Annotated in this window: 17 protein-coding genes, 1 tRNA gene and 2 pseudogenes; 8 read left to right on the top strand and 12 right to left on the bottom strand. The window is 48.3% G+C overall.

All coding sequences use genetic code 11. The features are described 5' to 3' along the window. On the bottom strand, positions 1–909 hold the full coding sequence (locus tag IEW74_RS12395) for a transcriptional regulator GcvA (RefSeq protein ID WP_188665577.1): 909 nt from the start codon (positions 907–909) through the stop codon (positions 1–3). 148 nt (positions 910–1,057) lie between these two features. Between IEW74_RS12395 and IEW74_RS12390 the strand changes: the two genes are divergently transcribed. Then, entirely contained in the window at positions 1,058–1,291 is a 234-nt protein-coding gene (locus IEW74_RS12390; protein ID WP_188665574.1) for a DUF1127 domain-containing protein, read from the top strand. Positions 1,292–1,407: 116 nt separating this feature from the next. Next, positions 1,408–2,304 (top strand): DMT family transporter, encoded by an 897-nt coding sequence (locus IEW74_RS12385; protein WP_188665572.1) that lies wholly within the window; start codon positions 1,408–1,410, stop codon positions 2,302–2,304. On the opposite strand, the gene IEW74_RS12380 is transcribed toward IEW74_RS12385, so the two are convergent. Then, the gene (locus IEW74_RS12380; protein ID WP_188665570.1) at positions 2,301–3,014 is read right to left on the bottom strand and encodes a substrate-binding periplasmic protein; all 714 of its coding nucleotides are present in this window, start codon (positions 3,012–3,014) and stop codon (positions 2,301–2,303) included. The two genes, IEW74_RS12385 and IEW74_RS12380, sit on opposite strands and share 4 nt — an antisense overlap. 148 nt (positions 3,015–3,162) lie before the next feature. On the opposite strand from IEW74_RS12380, the gene IEW74_RS12375 reads away from it, so the two are divergent. Then, on the top strand, positions 3,163–4,365 hold the full coding sequence (locus tag IEW74_RS12375; RefSeq protein ID WP_188665568.1) for an MFS transporter: 1,203 nt from the start codon (positions 3,163–3,165) through the stop codon (positions 4,363–4,365). On the opposite strand, the gene IEW74_RS12370 is transcribed toward IEW74_RS12375, so the two are convergent. The 5 genes from IEW74_RS12370 to rplU form a co-directional block, all read right to left on the bottom strand. Beyond that, positions 4,362–5,288 carry a glycosyltransferase gene (locus IEW74_RS12370; RefSeq protein WP_188665566.1) on the bottom strand — a complete coding sequence of 309 codons (927 nt, stop codon included), beginning with the start codon at positions 5,286–5,288 and terminating at the stop codon, positions 4,362–4,364. The genes IEW74_RS12375 and IEW74_RS12370 overlap by 4 nt on opposite strands. After that, complete coding sequence (gene proB, locus IEW74_RS12365; protein ID WP_188665564.1) at positions 5,285–6,418, bottom strand: glutamate 5-kinase; 1,134 nt, start codon at positions 6,416–6,418, stop codon at positions 5,285–5,287. The genes IEW74_RS12370 and proB overlap by 4 nt, the downstream gene beginning before the upstream one ends. Positions 6,419–6,489: 71 nt before the next feature. Continuing rightward, on the bottom strand, positions 6,490–7,599 hold the full coding sequence (gene obgE / locus IEW74_RS12360; RefSeq protein ID WP_188665561.1) for a GTPase ObgE: 1,110 nt from the start codon (positions 7,597–7,599) through the stop codon (positions 6,490–6,492). 149 nt (positions 7,600–7,748) lie between these two features. Next, positions 7,749–8,006: a 50S ribosomal protein L27 gene (rpmA, locus tag IEW74_RS12355; RefSeq protein ID WP_188665558.1), complete on the bottom strand. Its 258-nt coding sequence runs from the start codon at positions 8,004–8,006 to the stop codon at positions 7,749–7,751. Between the two features lie 26 nt (positions 8,007–8,032). Next, the gene (gene rplU / locus IEW74_RS12350; RefSeq protein WP_188665555.1) at positions 8,033–8,344 is read right to left on the bottom strand and encodes a 50S ribosomal protein L21; all 312 of its coding nucleotides are present in this window, start codon (positions 8,342–8,344) and stop codon (positions 8,033–8,035) included. Positions 8,345–8,631: 287 nt separating this feature from the next. Between rplU and IEW74_RS12345 the strand changes: the two genes are divergently transcribed. After that, the gene (locus IEW74_RS12345; protein ID WP_188665552.1) at positions 8,632–9,159 is read left to right on the top strand and encodes a PAS domain-containing protein; all 528 of its coding nucleotides are present in this window, start codon (positions 8,632–8,634) and stop codon (positions 9,157–9,159) included. Further along, on the top strand, positions 9,134–10,438 hold the full coding sequence (locus IEW74_RS12340; protein WP_188665551.1) for a methyl-accepting chemotaxis protein: 1,305 nt from the start codon (positions 9,134–9,136) through the stop codon (positions 10,436–10,438). The genes IEW74_RS12345 and IEW74_RS12340 overlap by 26 nt, the downstream gene beginning before the upstream one ends. Here the strand turns inward: IEW74_RS12340 and IEW74_RS12335 are convergent. Further along, positions 10,435–12,090: a hypothetical protein gene (locus IEW74_RS12335; protein WP_188665548.1), complete on the bottom strand. Its 1,656-nt coding sequence runs from the start codon at positions 12,088–12,090 to the stop codon at positions 10,435–10,437. The two genes, IEW74_RS12340 and IEW74_RS12335, sit on opposite strands and share 4 nt — an antisense overlap. A gap of 77 nt (positions 12,091–12,167) precedes the next feature. Then, positions 12,168–14,003, bottom strand: a complete 1,836-nt coding sequence (locus IEW74_RS12330) for a PAS domain-containing sensor histidine kinase (protein ID WP_188665545.1) — start codon at positions 14,001–14,003, stop codon at positions 12,168–12,170. 143 nt (positions 14,004–14,146) lie between these two features. On the opposite strand from IEW74_RS12330, the gene IEW74_RS12325 reads away from it, so the two are divergent. The 3 genes from IEW74_RS12325 (at position 14,147) to IEW74_RS12315 (ending at position 16,844) form a co-directional block, all read left to right on the top strand. Next, positions 14,147–15,853: a tetratricopeptide repeat protein gene (locus IEW74_RS12325; RefSeq protein ID WP_188665543.1), complete on the top strand. Its 1,707-nt coding sequence runs from the start codon at positions 14,147–14,149 to the stop codon at positions 15,851–15,853. Continuing rightward, positions 15,850–16,704, top strand: a complete 855-nt coding sequence (locus IEW74_RS12320; protein ID WP_229734344.1) for a 4-(cytidine 5'-diphospho)-2-C-methyl-D-erythritol kinase — start codon at positions 15,850–15,852, stop codon at positions 16,702–16,704. The genes IEW74_RS12325 and IEW74_RS12320 overlap by 4 nt, the downstream gene beginning before the upstream one ends. Before the next feature lie 65 nt (positions 16,705–16,769). Further along, positions 16,770–16,844 (top strand) — tRNA-Gln (locus IEW74_RS12315). A gap of 117 nt (positions 16,845–16,961) precedes the next feature. Here IEW74_RS12315 and IEW74_RS12310 read toward each other — a convergent pair. The 3 genes and pseudogenes from IEW74_RS12310 to IEW74_RS17365 form a co-directional block, all read right to left on the bottom strand. Continuing rightward, positions 16,962–17,834: an Abi family protein gene (locus tag IEW74_RS12310; protein ID WP_229734351.1), complete on the bottom strand. Its 873-nt coding sequence runs from the start codon at positions 17,832–17,834 to the stop codon at positions 16,962–16,964. A 427-nt stretch (positions 17,835–18,261) separates the two neighbouring features. Then, positions 18,262–18,495 (bottom strand): annotated as a pseudogene (locus tag IEW74_RS17370) (transposase); the annotation flags it as partial. Between the two features lie 48 nt (positions 18,496–18,543). Next, positions 18,544–18,703, bottom strand: a pseudogene (locus tag IEW74_RS17365) (IS110 family transposase); the annotation flags it as partial.

Raw genomic sequence — 18,703 nt, 5'->3', positions numbered from 1 at the left:
TCAAAGTTGGGCTGATTCTGATAATAACCAGTCGCGAAAGGCCTTGATTTTATACCTTTCCGTCGCACCTTTCGGGCACACAAAATAGTAGGCAACATTGGTGGAAATACTGTAATCAAACAAACGCACAAGCCGCCCGGCATCCAGTTCGCTCTGGATCAGGGCGGATCGTCCCAATGCCACCCCTTCGCCCACCATACAGGCCTGCATAACCATATGGGTATGTGAGAACTTCGGCCCTCTGGTATGATCGACGCCTTTGATACCGGCTTCCCTTAGCCAGTATTTCCACGCAAGGTGGGCTTCGGCATCGCTATGGATGGCGTAGTCATGGATCAAGGTGTGATGTTTCAGGGCTTGCGGTGAAACCAGTGAGGGGTGTTTTTCCAGATAAAGCGGAGAGCATACCGGAAAAACATCTTCCCCCATAAAACGTTCTTCATAGACATCGGGCCAGTTGCCCAATCCGTATCGAATGGCACAATCGACATCATCGCGGGCAAAATCGGTCAAACTGTCGTCTGCTGCAATGCGAACGTCAATATCGGGGTATTGATTAGTAAAATTTTGCAAACGCGGCACCAGCCACAGGGAGGCAAAGGACGGCATGACCGATACGGTCAAGACACCGTTGAGGTCGGATTTCAATAAACTTTCCGTTGCACGCGATAACTGATCTAAGGCATCGCGCACATCGGGATAATATTGCTGGCCATCATCTGTAAGCATCAAAGCACGGTTTAAACGCTTGAAAAGCTTGAGTCCCAAGTGATCTTCCAACGCTTTGACCTGATGGCTGACGGCGGCCTGAGTCACATAAAGTTCTTCTGCCGCCCGTGTAAAGCTGAGATGACGAGCAGCGGATTCAAATGCGCGCAATGCATTCAATGGGGGGAGTTTGCGGGCCATTGTTTCGATACAATCCTGTTATTCGGATTACTTTTACTTATGCTGTATAGCAAAAAAGATCGTTTGAGAACAGAAGAAAACATCTGTAGAAAGAAACCATAAGAGGCGCGCCTCTATTGACTAAACCTTAAACGTGATGGAGATCGTTATGTCAGTAGAAACTCTTAACATTATTGAATGCTGTTCACCCCATAACGGCGAAAAAGTACAGGCACGTTTGGGTACAACGCTGAAGACAGTACACAAAACGCTTTTTGTTTGGCTTCACCGCCATAAATCCCGCAAGTCTCTTGCGTATTTGAGTGACCACATGTTGAAAGATGTCGGTCTGACCAAAGCACAGGTGGAAGCTGAAATTGCCAAGCCGTTTTGGGTGAGATAAATTAATGCTTACGGTTACGTCATCCCGTCGCACCGGGATCTGAATACTCCCGTGAATTCAGGCTCTGGCTTTCGTGCCAGAGCGACGTTTTTTGAACAAGGCGAAATGAATTCAGCATGCCCAATGCCTTTCTTTATATAACAACGGTTTTGATTTGGGGCTCGACGTGGCTTGCGATCAAATATCAGTTGGGCGTGGTTGCGGTGGAAGCCTCCATCGCATACCGTTTCGCATTAGCCAGTATTTTATTGCTGGCTTTTTGCGTTTTGACACGGCGTTCGCTTGCGTTTGATCGTAAAACCCATATATGGTTCGCCCTTTTGGGCTTGTGCCTGTTTTCCGGCAATTACTTCTTTATGTATATCGCCAGTGGACATATTACCACCGGGTTGGTCAGTGTCGGCTTTTGCTCTATGGTGGTGATGAATATTATCTTAAGCCGGTTGTTCTTTAAAACGTCCATATCCGGGCGTGTGGTTCTGGGGGCAACACTGGGCATGGTCGGGACATTTATGGTTTTCTGGCCCGAGGTAAAACATTTTGACCCATCCGATAGCGGTTTCTACGGCATGACATTGGTTTTACTGGGCACGTTATGTGCCTCGTTTGGTAATATGGTGTCGGCCCGCAATCAGAAAAAAGGTGTTCCGGTGATGCAGGCGAATGCCTGGGGAATGGCCTATGGGGCCTTGTTCATGGCGATTTTTGCCAGCTTCAACGGGGTGGAATTTACCTTTGACCCCCGTTTTGAATATATCTGGTCGCTGTTCTACCTTGCCGTATTTGGATCGGTAATTGCGTTCGGGTGTTATTTGACGCTGCTTGGCAATATCGGGCCTGAAAAAGCGGTTTATAGTGTTGTGCTCTTTCCGATTGTCGCGCTGAGTTTGTCAACCGTTTTTGAAGGATATCACTGGCCGATGGCCGCAGTGGTCGGTGTGCCGCTGGTCTTGTTCGGGAATGTGCTGGTGCTTACAAAACTGGGGACGTTTCGCAAGGTTGCCCGCGTTTAAAGCCCGTTTGGAAAAGCGCGTTGATAGGCATCGCGAAAGGCGTTTACGATTTCCATCGATGTGTTCAAGCTAAATGCCATATAAAGCGGTCTGGAAATTTCATTCAGGTAATAAACCGACTCCAGAACATCAGGGGAAAGTCCCATTTTTTCAAGACGGTATTGGGTTGCCGTGATATCGGCAGGCATAAGGTCCAGACGGTTGTTCAGAAGAAGCTTAATCCCGTTTTCCTCGCTGGTCAGTTCGGTGATAGCGATTTTTTGTTTCTTCAAATATTGTCCTTTGACATCTTTGCGTAAAGCGCCGATTTGATAGTTCCTCAGTTCTGCAAGATTATGGACTTGAATGTCTTTGCGATCTTTATGTTTGAAAATATGAACATCAAAGCCAACAACAGGCCCTATCCAGTGGAATTTTTCTTCGCGTTCAGGTGTGCGGGCCATAGAAAAAATAAGGGTGTTGGGTGAATTTAACGCAATGTTATATGCGCGCGCCCACGGGTAGACGCTGATATTGGGGAAAAAATGGAGCTGGGCAAGAATTTTACGAACCTGATTGACCGCGATTCCTTGCGCGGCGCCTTCTTCGGCGAAGCTATAGGGTTCGTAAAAGGAGGTGATGACCTTCACTTTGGAGAAGTCCGGTTGAGCAAAGCTGTTTGTGCTGAAAAAGAAAACAGCGCAAAAAATCGCTTTTGCTAAACGTTTCATTATGTTGGCGTCCTTAAAATTCTTATCTTATTTAGATATAACGCTCTCCTAATCTTTTTTCTATACGCAATACTATCTATATTGCTGGAAATATTGTTTGGAATGCTTACATTTAGCGATTGATTATTTTAAAAATAAGGAATGCCACATGGGCAAAAAAGCATGGACGGTCATTATTTGCGGGGCGCTTATCTTGGCACTCGGCATGGGGATGCGTCAAAATCACGGTCTGTTTATTGAACCGATGCGTATGGATTTGGGCTGGCAGTTGGGTGTTTTTGCCCTCGCGCTTGCCATTCAAAATTTGATGTGGGGGATTGCCCAGCCGTTTGCAGGGGCTTTGGCCGATAAATATGGCACGATGCCTGTGTTAATGAGCGGTGTGTTCATTTATGTGCTGGGCCTTGTCGGGATGGCTTTTCCGCAAGGTCCGTTGATGTTTCATATGAGTGCGGGCGTCTTTATCGGTCTGGGTGTGGCGGCGATGGGTTTACCCGTGGTTTTAGGGGCCGTTGCCCGCATGGTGTCTGAGGAAAAACGCAGTACCGCCTTGGGTATTGCCTCAATGGGTGGCTCTTTTGGTCAATTCCTTTTTGCACCGATTTCTCAAAGTCTGATCAATCAATATGGCTGGTCTTTTGCGCTTGCCTGTTTGGCGGCGATTGCGGCTTTGGGTGTTTTTCTGGCCTTGCAGGTCAATGCAAAACCGGCGGATGGCCATATTGAAACCCATGAACCGAAACAAACACTGCGTGAAGCCTTGCATGAGGCGTTTGGGACCAACAGCTATATTTTATTAAATTTGGGCTTCTTTGTTTGCGGTTTCCATATTGCCTTTATCGTGACGCATCTGCCGATGTTTTTATCGACATGCAATATTTCACCGGATGTCGGGGCGACAGCTTTGGCTGTTATTGGTTTGTCTAACATGGTGGGCACCTATGTTTCCGGTGTCTTGGGCGGGAAGTATTCGAAAAAATATCTCCTCAGTATCATTTACTTCAGCCGCGCCGTTGCCATCCTTATTTATACATTAATGCCGATTACCGTCTTTTCAACAATGGCATTTTCTGTTGCAATGGGGGCATTGTGGTTATCGACTGTGCCGCTGACCAGTGGATTGGTCGGGGTCATGTTTGGCACCCGCTATATGAGCACCTTGTTTGCCATTACGTTGTTCAGCCATCAGGTTGGTGCGTTTTTCGGGGCATGGCTTGGCGGTTACTTCTTTGATCTGACCGGCAGTTTCCAAGGCGGCTGGCTGGCATCTATTGCGCTGGGATTATTTGCAGCCGTGGTACATTTGCCGATCAAGGAAATGTCGGTGCGTGATCGTCGGGTGACGGCTTAAACTTTTTTAGAACCGGATTGGCGAACCGTTTCATCTTTCCAGATGTACATGGTTTCGCCGATCAGGTGACTTGTTTGTTGCCAAATGGGAAGACGGGACAAGAGATAAAGATAAAAAGCACGTGAAAAAATGGATTTTCCCTGCTTGCGTTTTGCCCATTTCCATGCCCGGCCCGCACATCGTTTAAAGGCGAGACGTTGAAGGTCGGCGCTTATATCCGGGTTATCCATTAGAAAATAATACATCGTGGCAGACAGGTCGTGAATAACAGTGGCCTGTGCATCCAAAATACGGCCATCGGCATTTTCGGGGCCGAAAACAACCAGCAAATCTGTGCAAGCCATGCGATGTTTTTTGCTGAGACGCAGCGGGAGGGAGAAATCCTGAACGAAGACCCGTTCGTCACAGCCGCCGACATCTTTAAAAGCACGGGTACGGATCATGGTGGAGGTTGATCCCCCCATACCGACTTTAAAAAATTCAGAGAGAGGATTCTCTAAAATATCAAGAGATGCGTCGGTTTCTAGTGCATTTTTAGAATCGGTTTCTATATCCGGGCTGAGCTTCCATTCGGCGGCAATCTGGTCAAGGTTATGCGCGCGCATCATGTCAAGCAGGCGGCGACTGGCATAGGGGGTCATCGCATCATCGGCATCAACGATTTTGATGAATTCGCCTTTTGCCGCAAAACCGCCTGTGTTGGTGGCAACACTGACACCTGCGTTTTCTTGTTCAAGAATACGAACATTGGGCCAGTCTTTGGTGCGTTCGCGGATGATATCTAGCGAATGATCCGTGGACCCATCATCGACAAAGATAAATTCACGGCTGAAATCGCCCTCTTGTCGTTCCAGTGCATTCAGCATGGGGGCGATGTGATCGGCCTTGTTGTAAACCGTGATGACATAAGAAATGTCGATCATAATTCTACCACCAGATGATCGCGGTGGATCATTTCATCGCGACCGATATAGCCAAGTTTTTCTTTAATCTCGCTGGATTTGACACCGATGATTTTACGGGCATCCTCGGACCCGTATGCAATCAGTCCCCGTCCGATTTCGCGGCCATCCGGGCCTTTGACGCTGACGGCTTCCCCGCGCATGAAATCGCCGTTGACCGCCCGTACACCGATGGGCAACAGGCTTTTTCCGGCTTTCAGGGCTTTTACGGCACCGACATCGACGACAATTTCCCCCATTGCTTTCAGGCTGCCGGAAATCCATTGTTTGCGCGCATTGCGCGGTGTGGCCTCGGGCAGGAACCATGTGGCCTTTTCACCGTTTTCCAGTGCTTTCAGGGGATGGGCGCGTTCCCCCTTGGTAATGACCATACGGCACCCCGCGTTCAGGGCGATTTTGGCGGCGGCAATTTTTGTGGTCATGCCACCGGACCCGACATTGCTGGCGGCACCACCGGCCATTGCCTCGATCTCGTGCGTGATTTGTTCAACAACGGGAATGAAACGTGCGTCCGGGTTTTTGCCGGGATCCGCAGTGTAAAGCCCGTCGATATCAGAAAAAAGAACCAAGGTGTCGGCACTGACCATTGCGGCGACACGGGCGGCAAGACGATCATTATCGCCAAAACGGATTTCATCGGTTGCAACCGTGTCATTTTCGTTGATCAGGGGGATGGCCCCAACGCGCAGAAGGGTTTCAATGGTGTTGCGCGCATTGATATAGCGTCGGCGGTTTTCGCTGTCTTCCAAGGTAACCAGAATTTGTGCGACCGAGATTTGATGATGCCCGAGGACTTCCTGATAAGCATGGGCGAGCCGGATATTGCCACAAGCGGCGGCCGCCTGTTTTTCATCCAGACGGAGACTGCCGTTTGGCAGGTCAAGGTGTCGCCGCCCAACGGCAATGGCACCCGAGGTCACGATGACGACTTCTTGGCCGCGTGCACGGGCTTGGGCAATATCTTGTGCAAGGCTTTCCAGCCATTTGCGATGAACGGTCCCGTGTTTTGCATCCACAAGAAGGGCGGAACCGATCTTGATGACGATGCGTTTGGCATCTGTGATCTGCGTGCTTTTTTGAAGATCGCCCATGATAAAGTCTTACCTTGAATTTGGTCCAATACCAAGTTTGAGACGTTTATAAGCCAGTTCTTTCATCTCTGTCACGCTAAAGGATCAAAAGGCTTTGATTCTTCTTCAAAAAACTCTTCTTCCGGTTCTTCGACGGGACCATCGTCCCACGGGCCGGCGGTAAACTCAATCGGGCCACCGTCTTCGCCTTTGATAATCCGGTGCATTTCCAGCAACAGTTCCGGGACATTTGTGCGTGCCACACCGGAAATTGCGTGAATTTTTCCGTTATAGACTTTTGCCAACTCTTCTTTTTGTTCGGCAACCTGTTCGTCCAAAAGCGCATCGCATTTATTCAAGGCGACGACTTCAGGTTTTTTCGCCAGTTCAGGGCTGTAGGCTTCCAATTCGCGGCGAATTGTGGTGTAGGCGCCAGCGACATCGTCTTGCGTGACGTCGATCAGGTGCAGTAAAACGGAACAGCGTTCCACATGACCGAGGAAACGGTCCCCAAGGCCTTGACCTTCATGGGCGCCTTCGATCAAGCCGGGGATATCGGCAATAACGAATTCGCGACCATCCTTTTGATCCCCGGCATGGACAACACCCAGATTGGGGTGCAAGGTTGTAAACGGGTAATCGGCAATCTTGGGCTTGGCGCGCGACACAGCCGCCAGAAAAGTGGATTTCCCGGCGTTGGGCAAGCCGACAAGACCAGCGTCTGCAATCAGTTTTAAACGCAGCCAGACCCAGCGTTCCACACCCGGCCAGCCGGGTTCATTTCGCCGGGGCGCCTGATTGGTGGAGGTTTTGAACTGTGCGTTTCCGCGACCACCGTCCCCGCCGCGCATCAAAACGCGCCGCACGCCGGGTTCCAGAAAATCAGCCAGCACCGTTTCTTTATCTTCATCCAGAATTTGTGTGCCGACCGGAACTTTAAGGACAATGTCGTTGCCTTTTTTACCGGAACGATTGCGCCCCATGCCGCCTTCGCCGCGCTGGGCTTTGAAATGCTGCTGGTAACGGTAATCAATCAGGGTATTCAAATTGTCGACGCATTCAACAATGACATCACCGCCGCGACCGCCATCACCGCCGTTAGGACCACCGAATTCGACATATTTTTCGCGTCTAAAGGAAACGCAGCCATTGCCGCCGTCACCGCTTTTGAGGAAAATCTTCGCCTGATCTAAAAATTTCATGATGATTACCGTCCTCGCCCGGGCGGGGAGCTTTCTTGAGATGAAGGTGGTTATTCGGGGAATGTCAGAATAACCGTCTTGTTTGAACGAAAAAAGAGGAATGGAAAACCACCCCTCTCTTTCCTAACCTGTTATAAGCGAAAAATCGCTTATTCGGCAGCGTCTACGCTGACGTATGTGCGGCCTTTGGCTTTGGTGCGGAAGTTCACTTTACCTTCTGCTTTTGCAAACAGTGTGTGATCTTTACCCATGCCAACGTTGTCGCCTGCATAAAATTTGGTGCCGCGTTGACGGACCAGAATGTTACCAGCGAGAACGGCTTCGCCACCGAATTTTTTAACGCCGAGGCGTTTGCTTTCGGAATCGCGACCGTTACGGGACGAGCCACCAGCTTTCTTATGAGCCATAACTTGATCTCCTTAGTTTAACGGCCTTAGCCTTTGATAGACTTAATGCGCAAAACGGTCTGTTCCTGACGGTGACCTTTTGTGCGGCGATAGTTTTGGCGACGCTTTTTCTTAAAGATGATCACTTTATCACCTTTGCCTTGTTCGATCACTTCTGCTGTGACAGAAGCCCCTTTTACAAGCGGCGTACCAACAGTGGTTTTGCCTTCTGCACCAACCAGAAGAACGTCTTCCAGTGTGATTTCAGAACCGGCTTCACCAGCCAATTTTTCAACGACGATAACGTCATTTTCAGCGACGGTGTACTGTTTACCGCCGGTTTTAACGATAGCGAACATGGTTCGACATACCCTTTAATAAACGCGCCTTACGGTGCCGATCAATGCGGACTTTCGAACTTGATAATCAAGAACCTCAAGCAGCGTGCTACAACAAAATCCGACTATGCGCAAATGCGCACTCGGACATAAAGTGGGCGAAATATACGTATATTTATTCAAGAGTCAATGTTTCTGTGTTTTTTGGCAAAAATAAATATCTGAATGAAGTAGTTTTACTGATGTACTTTTAGAAGGGAGCTGCCTAAATTACAATGATAATAGCTGAAAAGAATAGAGGTTCTCAGATGGCGAATAATGACACCACTTTAACCGGGGTTGAGCGCGCATTTGGCGATAATGAGATTATTGTGAGTAAGACGGACCTGAAAGGCCGTATCACCTATGCAAACAAGGTGTTTCTTGATGTTGCCGGGTATCGATTGGATGAAGTGATGGGGCAACCACACAGTATGATCCGCCATCCCGATATGCCCAGAAGTATCTTCAAGCTTCTTTGGGATAAAATGACCAGTAAGGAAGAACTGTTTGCCTACGTTATGAACCGTTGCAAAAACGGTGATCATTATTGGGTTCTGGCTCATGTCACGCCGAGTTTTGATGCTGACGCCAATGTGGTCGGCTACCATTCGAACCGGCGTGTCGCAAAACGTGATACACTGGATAATGTCATTATTCCGCTGTACGGCAAGCTTCTGCAAATCGAGCAATCCCACCAGAATCGCAAGGACGGGATGCAGGCTTCCACACAGGCTTTGATGGATATATTAAATAATAAAGGGGTCGCATATGACGAGTTCATCCTCTCCATCTAAATCAAAAGGGAATGTTTTTTCCTATCTTGGCGTGGCAAGTTTGGTTGCGTTATTCGTCCAGATGGTTGTGACAACGGGCTTTTCGATCATTCCGGCCCTTTTAATCGTTGTGGCGCTGGTGTTTGTGCTGTTTGGTGTTTTTGCGGGTTCGGGGACGGCGTCTTTGGGGGCTGGGTCTGCGATTGATGAAGTGATCCATGTGTGTAATGAAATTGATCAAGGAAACTTCGAAGCGCGAATTACCCGTGGGGCACATGGCAAAGAACAGGAAATGTTCGATGCGGTGAATGCTGCGATTGACCGCACAGATGCCTTTGTACGTGAAGCGGCTGCTGCGATGGAACATGTGGCGCAGAAAAAATACTACCGCACCATTATTGAAACCGGCATGACCGGGGCTTTCCTGAAGGGTTCGCGCGATATTAATGGATCTATTGCCAATTTGGCGGACATGCAGAAATCGGCACTGACCTTGCAGGGGCAGGTCAATACCGTTGTGGAACGTGTGATTGACAATGCAAAATCCATTGTCAGTGAAGCTGAAAATATGGGTAAACGGATCGATAAAAGTTCTTCAGGGACGATTGATGTCGCCGATTCTGCGATTCAAACGTCAGAAAGTATTACATTGGTTGCGGCTGCGACGGAAGAATTGGCCTCTTCGGTTGCCGAGATTACCCGTCAGGTTTCTTATGCCAGTGAGACATCACAATTGGCGATGACAAATGTAAACAGCATTCAGGAAGATATTACGGCCCTGTCCACCGAAGCACGTAACATTGGGGAAGTTATTCAACTGATTTCCGATATTGCCGCGAAAACCAATCTATTGGCCTTGAATGCAACGGTGGAAGCGTCACGTGCAGGCGAGGCAGGAAAAGGTTTTGCCGTTGTGGCGGCTGAGGTGAAAAACCTTGCAGATCAAACAGCAAAGGCAACGGACCGTATTGCGCAGCAGATCGGCAATATTCAGGACGCGACAGAAGAGGTCGTGCGTAAATCCGGCGAAATTTATCACACCATCAACGAAATTAACGAGGTTTCCAGCGCGATTGCGGCTGCGGTTGAAGAACAGGGTGCCGCCACCAACGATATTTCGGAAAAAGTCGGTATCGTTGCTGATCAATCCAGCAAGGTGTCCGATCGTATCGGGGATATTGCGCAGGCTTCTGCCGGGTCTTATGCCGGTGCAATTACAGTGATTTGGGCGGCCGGGGATCAAATCGACCCGGTTCGAGAACTGGATGACGACCTGAAAAAATTCTTCAGTATGCTTTAATCCAGTAACATTCGGGAAGCCGGGAGAGGGATGATCTTTCCCGGCTTTCGCATGTCTCGGGCCAGACCCCGTCCATTGAGGTAGGCGCTTTGCTCCTGCAAGGCGCGCTCGATATCCTGCTTATTTTTTACCCCCCATGTACAAAGATGTTTTTTGTACTTATGGGCCATTTTCGCAATCGCGCTCAGGTGACTTGTGTGGTGGGTATTGGGGGAAGATAGCGACATATCATAGCTGACAAAGGATATGGCCTCATTTTCAAGAATATCGCGTGGGATATCTTGGTTTTCAATTTGGATGCCGATATGCGGCAGATCATTTTGGTGTAGTTGCAGGGCTTTAAAGAGAGCCTCGGTTGATTTAAGTTGACCAAGCCCGATAATTTCAATCCTGAGCCTGTGACGCATTTGTTCCGGCAGGTTATGTAACGGGTTGAGGGGGGAAGCCTTTTTTTCTGCCAAAATACTTTCCAGATGGAACGGTAAAAAAATCGTCTTTTGATCCAGTTGGCTGGTGTGTTCCAGATGTTGCACACCTTGTTTGGCAATGGCTTTGTCGATGCGGTGAATGGTTTTGGCAGGTGCAGAGGCCGGATAGAATTGATCTCCTTTGAAAAGGGTGTTGTCTTGATGACGAAAAGCAAACCCGACATAACAATCAATACGTTCTGTATGACGTTGCCACGTGGGATGAAAGGCGAGAACCACATCGCCTAGTTGGCGCAATCGGGTGGGTTGAACGCCCAGTGATTTGGGCGGCAGCGTTTGGGCTTGACGTTCCGCTGCGGTGTTTGCGGGGGAAGGTTGCGGCGTGTCGAGCCAGGACCGCGCTGTTTTGGCTTCATGGCTGTGTTGTGCTTTTTGCCCGATTGTTGATTGCCATTGCTGTGCAGGTGGCGGATTGTTTTTCGTCGGGGTTGATGGTGTGAGGTTGGTTTCAGTCGGTCTTGCGCGTGTGGGCTGTGTTGTCCAATCGCCGTAGTCTTTTTTTGCGGGACGTGGTGGCAAGGGGACATATTGGGTGGGGTCTGTGGCTTCAATACTGATTTTCCCATCCTGCCAGTTGGTATCGGTTGGGCCGGATATGTTTTTTTCCACCACCAGCTTGATGGCCTTTTTGGCCCGCTGAATATTGAATGTCCCGTCCGGGTTTACGATGTCTTGCGGTAAGACACGGGTCATCGGGATGTCTGGTTTTCGCTCGCCACTGGTATAGCGATCGCCTAAGAGACGGGCACCGATTTCGTCAATAATGCCAAGGGCGGCGTTATATTCCTCAACCGCATCATTTTTGTGAATGTGAAAGGCGTAAAACGCATCAACGTGCATATAGCCCACACCTTTTTCGCCACACCGTGTTTTTAGAATACCTTCTGTAACCGGGGGGATACTGGGGCGCAGCTCTTTGACCAATGCTTTGCGAAAGGCGGATGTATCCAGCAAGTAAGCGCGCGCACCGTGACGCCCGTGTTGAATGTGAATAACATCGTCACCGGAAACAGAAGGTTTCTTGCCGAATTTTTTTTCTTCTTCCATTTGTGCGGCATATTGTTTGGCAAACTCAGCCAGCCCCCCATCGTCCGCTAACATATCGGGAGGGGGGGAAGCAGAACCAAAGATTTGATCCATTATGGTTTGAAACAGACCGACCATGAAGACCCCAAATACAACATAACCCTTATACAACTGGATATATTTTCTTGAAAAACAAGAGGGGCTTTAAATGAATTTTATCCGTCTGATGTTTCGGCACGAGGCAGTAAAATGGTAAAGGTGGACCCTTCGTCCAGTTTAGAAATAACGGTGATCGTCCCGTTCATTTTTTCAAGTAAGGCTTTTGAAATCGTCAGTCCCAACCCTGTTCCCCCCTTGTGACGTTGATCGGAACTGTCGGCCTGAATAAACTTATTGAAAATTTTGTCGCGCATATCACGGGGAATGCCGCGCCCGGTATCAATGACGGAAATGGCGATTTTGTCATTGCGCGTATGGGCGCGAATTTTAACCGTGTGCCCTTCATGGGAAAATTTTATGGCGTTGGAAACCAAATTGGCCATGACCTGCATGAGACGGTCGGGGTCTGCAAGGATCTGATAACTGTCGCCCGATTGATCGTAATCCAGATCGACTTTGAATTTCCCGGCGTAAGAGCGATGATTTTCAATCACTTGTGGCAGGAAGCTGTCAAGCGAGATCACAGAAGGAGAAAAAGTCACATTCCCGGATTGCAATCGGTCCATATCCAGAATGTCATTTACCAGAAAGTTTAGACGTTCGCTGTTGTTCTGGGCGATGCGTACAAGTTTGCGGGCGGGCTCGGACAGTTCCTCTCCATAATGACCGTCAAGCAAACCGATGGCACCGTGAATGGCGGTCAGCGGAGTGCGCAATTCATGGGAGACAATCGAGGTGAATTCGGATTTGGCCTGTTCCAGTTGTTTGAGTTCCGTGACATCGGTATGGGCGCCGATCAGACGTATGGCGCGGCCTTGTTCATCGCGCAAGGCATAGGCACGCACCAAAATGAAAACCGTATGACCTTTTTTATGATGAAAACGCTGGATCATTTCAAAACGGTCCAGCTCACCGCGAAAATGTGCGTCCATCATGTCCATCGCTTGAATGCGATCCTCGTCGAAAATCAGATTGGCCCAGCTTTCAAAACTGTTTGAGATTTCATCTTCTTCATAGCCAAGCTGCGCTTTCCATTGTGGCGAAAACCACATTTGGTCGGTTTGCAGATCCCAATCCCAAATACCGTCCGATGTGGCGCGAAAGGCCATTGATAAGAGTTCTTCTTTACTGCGCAGGCTGGCTTGATGGACGCGTTCTTCGGTGACGTCCTGCAAGATGCCAAACAGGCTACGCACAACACCGCTGGCATCATATTCACAAACGGCGCGAACCGCGATGGTGCGTCTTTCATTGTCGTCGCGTTTGAGAACCAGTTCCGTACTGATTTCCCGACCATCATTTATGGCGTGTTGGATAAGTGACCAGAATTCCTTTTGGTGGCTGCCGGAAAACGCATCAATAAAATCGTCAAGGGTGATAACAGCCTTGTTCGGGCGCCGCCCATAGATGTTATAGACCTCGTTTGACCATTGAAGTTCCCCTTTGGAGACATCGAGTCGCCAATGACCGATCCGGGCGGTCTGTTCAGCCAATTCCAGCAGGCGGACATCGTTATCAATGGCAATTTGCTTTTGTTTGCTTGTGCTGATATCGCGTGCGCTTGCGTAGATGGCCTTGTGGGGTAACCCGCTCAGGCAAAGAGTCCAACTCAGCCAAATGTATTGACCATTTTTTTGGCGCCAGCGGTTTTCGATGTTTTGCTGGGGAAGGTTTTCAAGCACATTTTGTAAGGCCCCTCGCATGCTCGCGACATCTTCGGGGTGCAGAAAATCAACCAGTTGTGAACCGATTAATTCACCCTCAGTCCATCCGGTTGTCTTTGTCCATGCCGGGTTTATTTGGTTCAGGCAGGTGGTTTCATCGAAAATGCACAAGAGATCAAGCGCATTTTCGAACCAGTCATTCAGCATGTTTTGTTGGTTTTCTGACATTTTTCGTCACTTCTTCTAAAACTTTGGCAAGCAAGATACAGTAATTGTTACAAAAAACCAATTCACTGGTTGTGAATTATATAAACGCTCGGCTACACTGCTGATCGCAAGTAACCGGTTTGGCAATAAAACAAGGACGAAACGTGTCTGTATTTAGTTTGAAGAACCTCCTCATCTGCGCAACAATTTGTGCCCCGGCTTTGATTACCGGTTGCACAACGGCCAGTGAACCGCAAATGCCTCCGTTAAAACCGGGTGAGTCCTCCTTGTCAAATTATCTTGTGGGGCAATATGCGGTACGCCATCGTGATATGGAGAATGCAGCCGATTTTTTAAGTACTGTGCATGAATCGAAAGATTTCCCCACTGAATTGGACGATAACCTGAAACGCCAATTATTTGCCATTTATGCCAGCGAAGGCCGTTTTGAACAGGCGGCGAAGATTGCAGGTGAGATTAATAACGAAAATCTGATGGCGAAACTGGTTTTGGCCATGGAAGATGTGGTCGCGGGTGATATGGCGGCGGCACGCACCAAGGTTGATGACATACCGGGCAGCGGCCTTGGTGCCTATGTGAAACCGTTAATCCAGACATGGTTAATCGCAGCGACCGATGGGGTGGATGCGGCGTTGAAGGCGATTGCCCCGATGCAAAAAGAAAAAGGGCTGGAAGCACTTTATCATTTGCACACCGGTTTATTGTACGATTTTAAAGGCGATGTTGGGAACGCAGAAAAACATTATAAATTGGCGGCACAGGGTGAAAACGGTATGTCCCTGCGTCTGGCGGAACTTTATGCCGCCTTGCTGGTCAAACAGAATCGCGTGAATGATGCGCAAGCTGTCTATGGACAGTATTTCTTGGCGCACCCCGATTCCCTTTATATTCAGGCTTTGTTGGACGAACTCAATAGCGGCATGTTGGCGAAAACACCGGCAATTACGGTCAAAGACGGCTTGGCGGAGGCTTTATTCGGTCTGGCTTCTTCCCTGCGTTCGCACAGTACCCGGCAAGTTGGCTTGATCATGGGCCATATGACCCTGCATGTGAAACCAAAATTCCCGATTGCCCGTATTTTGGTGGCAGAAATTCTGGAAAGTGATCGCCGTTTTGCCGATGCCAATAAAATCTATGCGACGATTGATAAGAAAAACCCGTTTTCATGGTCTGCGCGTTTGCGTATGGCGCTGAACCTAGATGATCTGGGCGATCAAGACGGGGCCATTGCCATTTTGGAAGAGATGGTGGCACAACATCCCGATCGTCTGGAAGTTCTGGTGACATTGGGCGATGTTTTGCGTCACCATGAAAAATTTGAAAAAGCGGAAAAAATCTATGGGCAGGCAATCGATTTAATTGGTCAAGAGGTTGCGGCCCATCATTGGAATTTGTTTTATTCGCGCGCCATTTCGCTGGAACGTCTGAAACGTTGGGATGAGGCGGAACCTTTATTTTTAAAAGCATTGGAACTGGAACCGAACCAGCCGTTTGTTTTGAATTACCTGGGCTATTCATGGATTGAAAACGGTCGTCACCTTGAACGTGCGCAAGCAATGATCGAAGAAGCCGTTGCCCAACGCCCGCGTGATGGATATATCGTTGATAGCCTCGGCTGGGTGCTTTATCGACTGGGACAATATGAAAAGTCCGTTCCTCATCTGGAACGTGCTGTTGAATTGCAACCCAGTGATCCGGTGATTAACGATCACCTTGGCGATGCTTACTGGAAAGTTGGGCGCAACCGCGAGGCCCGTTTCCAATGGTATCGGGCAAAAAGTCTCAACCCAACACCGGATGTTCTGGAAACAATCGAACAAAAAATTGCAAATGGTCTCGAGACAGAATGAGCATTACGCAACAGGCCTATGCAAAGGTAAATTTATACCTTCATGTATGTGGACGGCGCGAAAACGGTTACCACGAACTCGATAGCCTGATCGTGTTTGCCCAGACGGGTGATCTGTTACATGTGGAAGCCGCAGACCGTTTGTCATTGGATGTCGTTGGCCCGATGGCGTCTTATATTGATGTGTCGGGTCCAGATAATCTGGTGATGAAAGCGGCTTTGGGGCTGCAAAAACTCTGCAAGACCGATTTGGGGGCGCAGATTACGCTGGATAAACGTTTGCCGGTGGCTGCCGGTATTGGTGGTGGCTCCGGTGATGCGGCCGCCACGTTGAAGGCGCTTTGTCAGTTATGGCAGGTGTTTCCCGACCCATTGGGATTGGAAGAATTGGCCCTGTCCTTGGGGGCGGACGTTCCGATCTGTATGAAAGCCCATGCCAATCATGTCGGCGGGATCGGTGAAGTGATAACACCTCTTCCCCCTATACCGGACTGCTGGATGGTTTTGGCTAACCCGATGATTGCGCTATCCACACCATCTGTGTTTAAGGCCCGCACAGGCGGGTTTACGGATGCGGCGCCGATGGGTGGGGAATATACGTTTGCGACCTTTATCAAGGCCTTAAAAGAACGTACAAACGATCTGATGGCACCTGCGGTTCAGATTGCGCCTGAAATTGCAAATGTCTTGCAGGCTTTATCTGTTCAGCCCGAGTGCGCATTGACCCGTATGTCGGGCAGTGGGGCAACCTGCTTTGGTTTGTTTGAATGCGAAAAGGATGCGCAAGCTGCTGAGAAAGCATTGCAAAAATGCTATCCGAAATGGTGGGTTTCCTGTGGAAAAATAATTTAATTTTTTTTCAATTACCCTCTTGCACTTTCTAAAATTTGGTCGTATGTTCCGCGCCACCACACAGATGGGGCATCGCCAAGCGGTAAGGCAACGGTTTTTGGTATCGTCATCCCCAGGTTCGAATCCTGGTGCCCCAGCCAAAAGAAAGTTATTGGAAAATAAATAACTTAATATTTAGAAAACCCGACTGTGTACGCCCTGTGTGTACTGGTTGGGTTTTTTAATTAAACGGGTTTCCCTAGAAAAGAGGGTGAAATTTAAAATGGGAAGAACGTGCCTTTATAATCACCGTTTTGATAAATTTGTACAGCTTCCTGATTTTTCATAATGCGGTTCATGCGCTTCCTGAAATAACTGAGTGCATAGGATTTTTTGGAAGGCATTTCCTTGTAGGCCTCGATTGCTTTCAAGGAAGCCAACCGCTGGAACTCCATATAGGATTGACTTCTTAAGTAATCATCTGCGCGACTTGGCGAAAACCATGACAAAAGTTCGATGCCTTTATTATGAGTGTCATTCAGGCGTTGCATCATCTCAGTGACTGTATTAGGCGCGGGCAGTACCTGATTGATGACGATGTTACGTCGTTGACGTTTTTCTTCCATTAAAGGACCAAACTTCCAGACAGGCTCATGGTGTGCGATTCTGTTTCTTAGTTGGTTAATTGCATACACTCTGCCAAAAAAGATATCTTGGTGGGCTCGTCGTTTCCAATAATTCGGGTTTGGTGCTGTTTGGCGATGTCCGATAATGATATTGGGGAAAATAGTATCCCAATTGATATTATTGTCATGAACGTCAGTGCGACAGTCATAGAGGTGCATCCAGAAACCATAGTTCAGAGCTGCAATGGTTTTATCTGGATATTGATATTGGCTGTGTTCTTGAATAGTGTTTAATGCAGACCTTTGGCGAATGCCTATATGATTATACCAATCATTAGATTGCTGAGTACCTTGTGCAATGCCTGTATAATGGCTACTTAATGCAGCGTGATAGCGATTGCGCATAGTGATTTCTATACTGGACACAAGTTTAAATAGTTCAGCCGCTAGTGTTTCGTTCCAGCAGTATAGGCCATATGTCTCGTTGTCTGTACGTGTATTGAAGAAACGCCTGTATGTGTTCAGTCTTGGCTCTGATATGGCTTCAACCGTATCTAACTAATTTTGCGGTTGCAAATGCTATTCCCCCTGCCTATACTATAAATGTAGCCGTTCGGAGCAAGTCTTAGGACCACTCTTATTTGATAACAGTACCTAATACCCGTTCGCAATGATATTATCGAAAAAGGTCGCTAACGCGGCCTTTTTTGTGTTTCAGGGATATATCTCATTATCTGTAGCCAGTCACAGCTTGACTTAATAAGAATCCAATGTGTACTATACACGTGTACCAGTCAGGCGGACTGAAAAACATTATTTTATTTTTTAAATCAATAACTTATGAGTGCAATAGGAGTTATTCTCCTGGTGCCCCAGCCAAAAAAAACGAGAGTTTTTGCTCTCGGGGTTTTTTGTTGTGTAAACAGGGTAAGATAATTAGAGCATATCCCACTTATTCGGGTTCACATCCAGCGGCTTTGAAATAGTTTCTGATTTCTTCTTGTTCGAGACTGTCAATAGCATCCCTGATAGCGTTCCAAAGTTTTTCTACTTCACGGGCACAGGCTTTTCTCAGAAGCGCCTTGATCTTTGAAAAAGCCATCTCTATCGGATTGAAGTCCGGGCTATAAGGCGACAAGAACAAAAGGGTTGCACCAACCTTTTCAATGGCTTCTCGAATGCCTGCTGCAATTAGATTTGATAGAAATAAAATAATTAACAAAAAGCAGCGGTGTTAATTGTCAAGCGCCGCTGCATAATGTTGTCTCATTCTTGCGTTTAAAATACCGATCATCTTTCTGATGACGGCGACGACTGCCACTTTTCCCGGTTTTCCTTTGGTGCGCAATCGATTGTAAAAATCTGCCATATCCGGATCAAAGCGAATTGCGGGC

The organism is Terasakiella brassicae, assembly GCF_014641495.1.
Taxonomy (GTDB): domain Bacteria; phylum Pseudomonadota; class Alphaproteobacteria; order Rhodospirillales; family Terasakiellaceae; genus Terasakiella; species Terasakiella brassicae.
The sequence above is the reverse complement of the archived record's forward strand: the minus strand, read 5'-3'. Positions and strand labels throughout refer to the sequence as shown.

Coding starts and splice junctions, on each gene's coding strand:
- IEW74_RS12395 (WP_188665577.1), bottom strand. CDS start 909: ATGGCCCGCAAACTCCCCCCATTGAATGCATTGCGCGCATTTGAATCC.
- IEW74_RS12390 (WP_188665574.1), top strand. CDS start 1,058: ATGTCAGTAGAAACTCTTAACATTATTGAATGCTGTTCACCCCATAAC.
- IEW74_RS12385 (WP_188665572.1), top strand. CDS start 1,408: ATGCCCAATGCCTTTCTTTATATAACAACGGTTTTGATTTGGGGCTCG.
- IEW74_RS12380 (WP_188665570.1), bottom strand. CDS start 3,014: ATGAAACGTTTAGCAAAAGCGATTTTTTGCGCTGTTTTCTTTTTCAGC.
- IEW74_RS12375 (WP_188665568.1), top strand. CDS start 3,163: ATGGGCAAAAAAGCATGGACGGTCATTATTTGCGGGGCGCTTATCTTG.
- IEW74_RS12370 (WP_188665566.1), bottom strand. CDS start 5,288: ATGATCGACATTTCTTATGTCATCACGGTTTACAACAAGGCCGATCAC.
- proB (WP_188665564.1), bottom strand. CDS start 6,418: ATGGGCGATCTTCAAAAAAGCACGCAGATCACAGATGCCAAACGCATC.
- obgE (WP_188665561.1), bottom strand. CDS start 7,599: ATGAAATTTTTAGATCAGGCGAAGATTTTCCTCAAAAGCGGTGACGGC.
- rpmA (WP_188665558.1), bottom strand. CDS start 8,006: ATGGCTCATAAGAAAGCTGGTGGCTCGTCCCGTAACGGTCGCGATTCC.
- rplU (WP_188665555.1), bottom strand. CDS start 8,344: ATGTTCGCTATCGTTAAAACCGGCGGTAAACAGTACACCGTCGCTGAA.
- IEW74_RS12345 (WP_188665552.1), top strand. CDS start 8,632: ATGGCGAATAATGACACCACTTTAACCGGGGTTGAGCGCGCATTTGGC.
- IEW74_RS12340 (WP_188665551.1), top strand. CDS start 9,134: ATGACGAGTTCATCCTCTCCATCTAAATCAAAAGGGAATGTTTTTTCC.
- IEW74_RS12335 (WP_188665548.1), bottom strand. CDS start 12,090: ATGGTCGGTCTGTTTCAAACCATAATGGATCAAATCTTTGGTTCTGCT.
- IEW74_RS12330 (WP_188665545.1), bottom strand. CDS start 14,003: ATGTCAGAAAACCAACAAAACATGCTGAATGACTGGTTCGAAAATGCG.
- IEW74_RS12320 (WP_229734344.1), top strand. CDS start 15,850: ATGAGCATTACGCAACAGGCCTATGCAAAGGTAAATTTATACCTTCAT.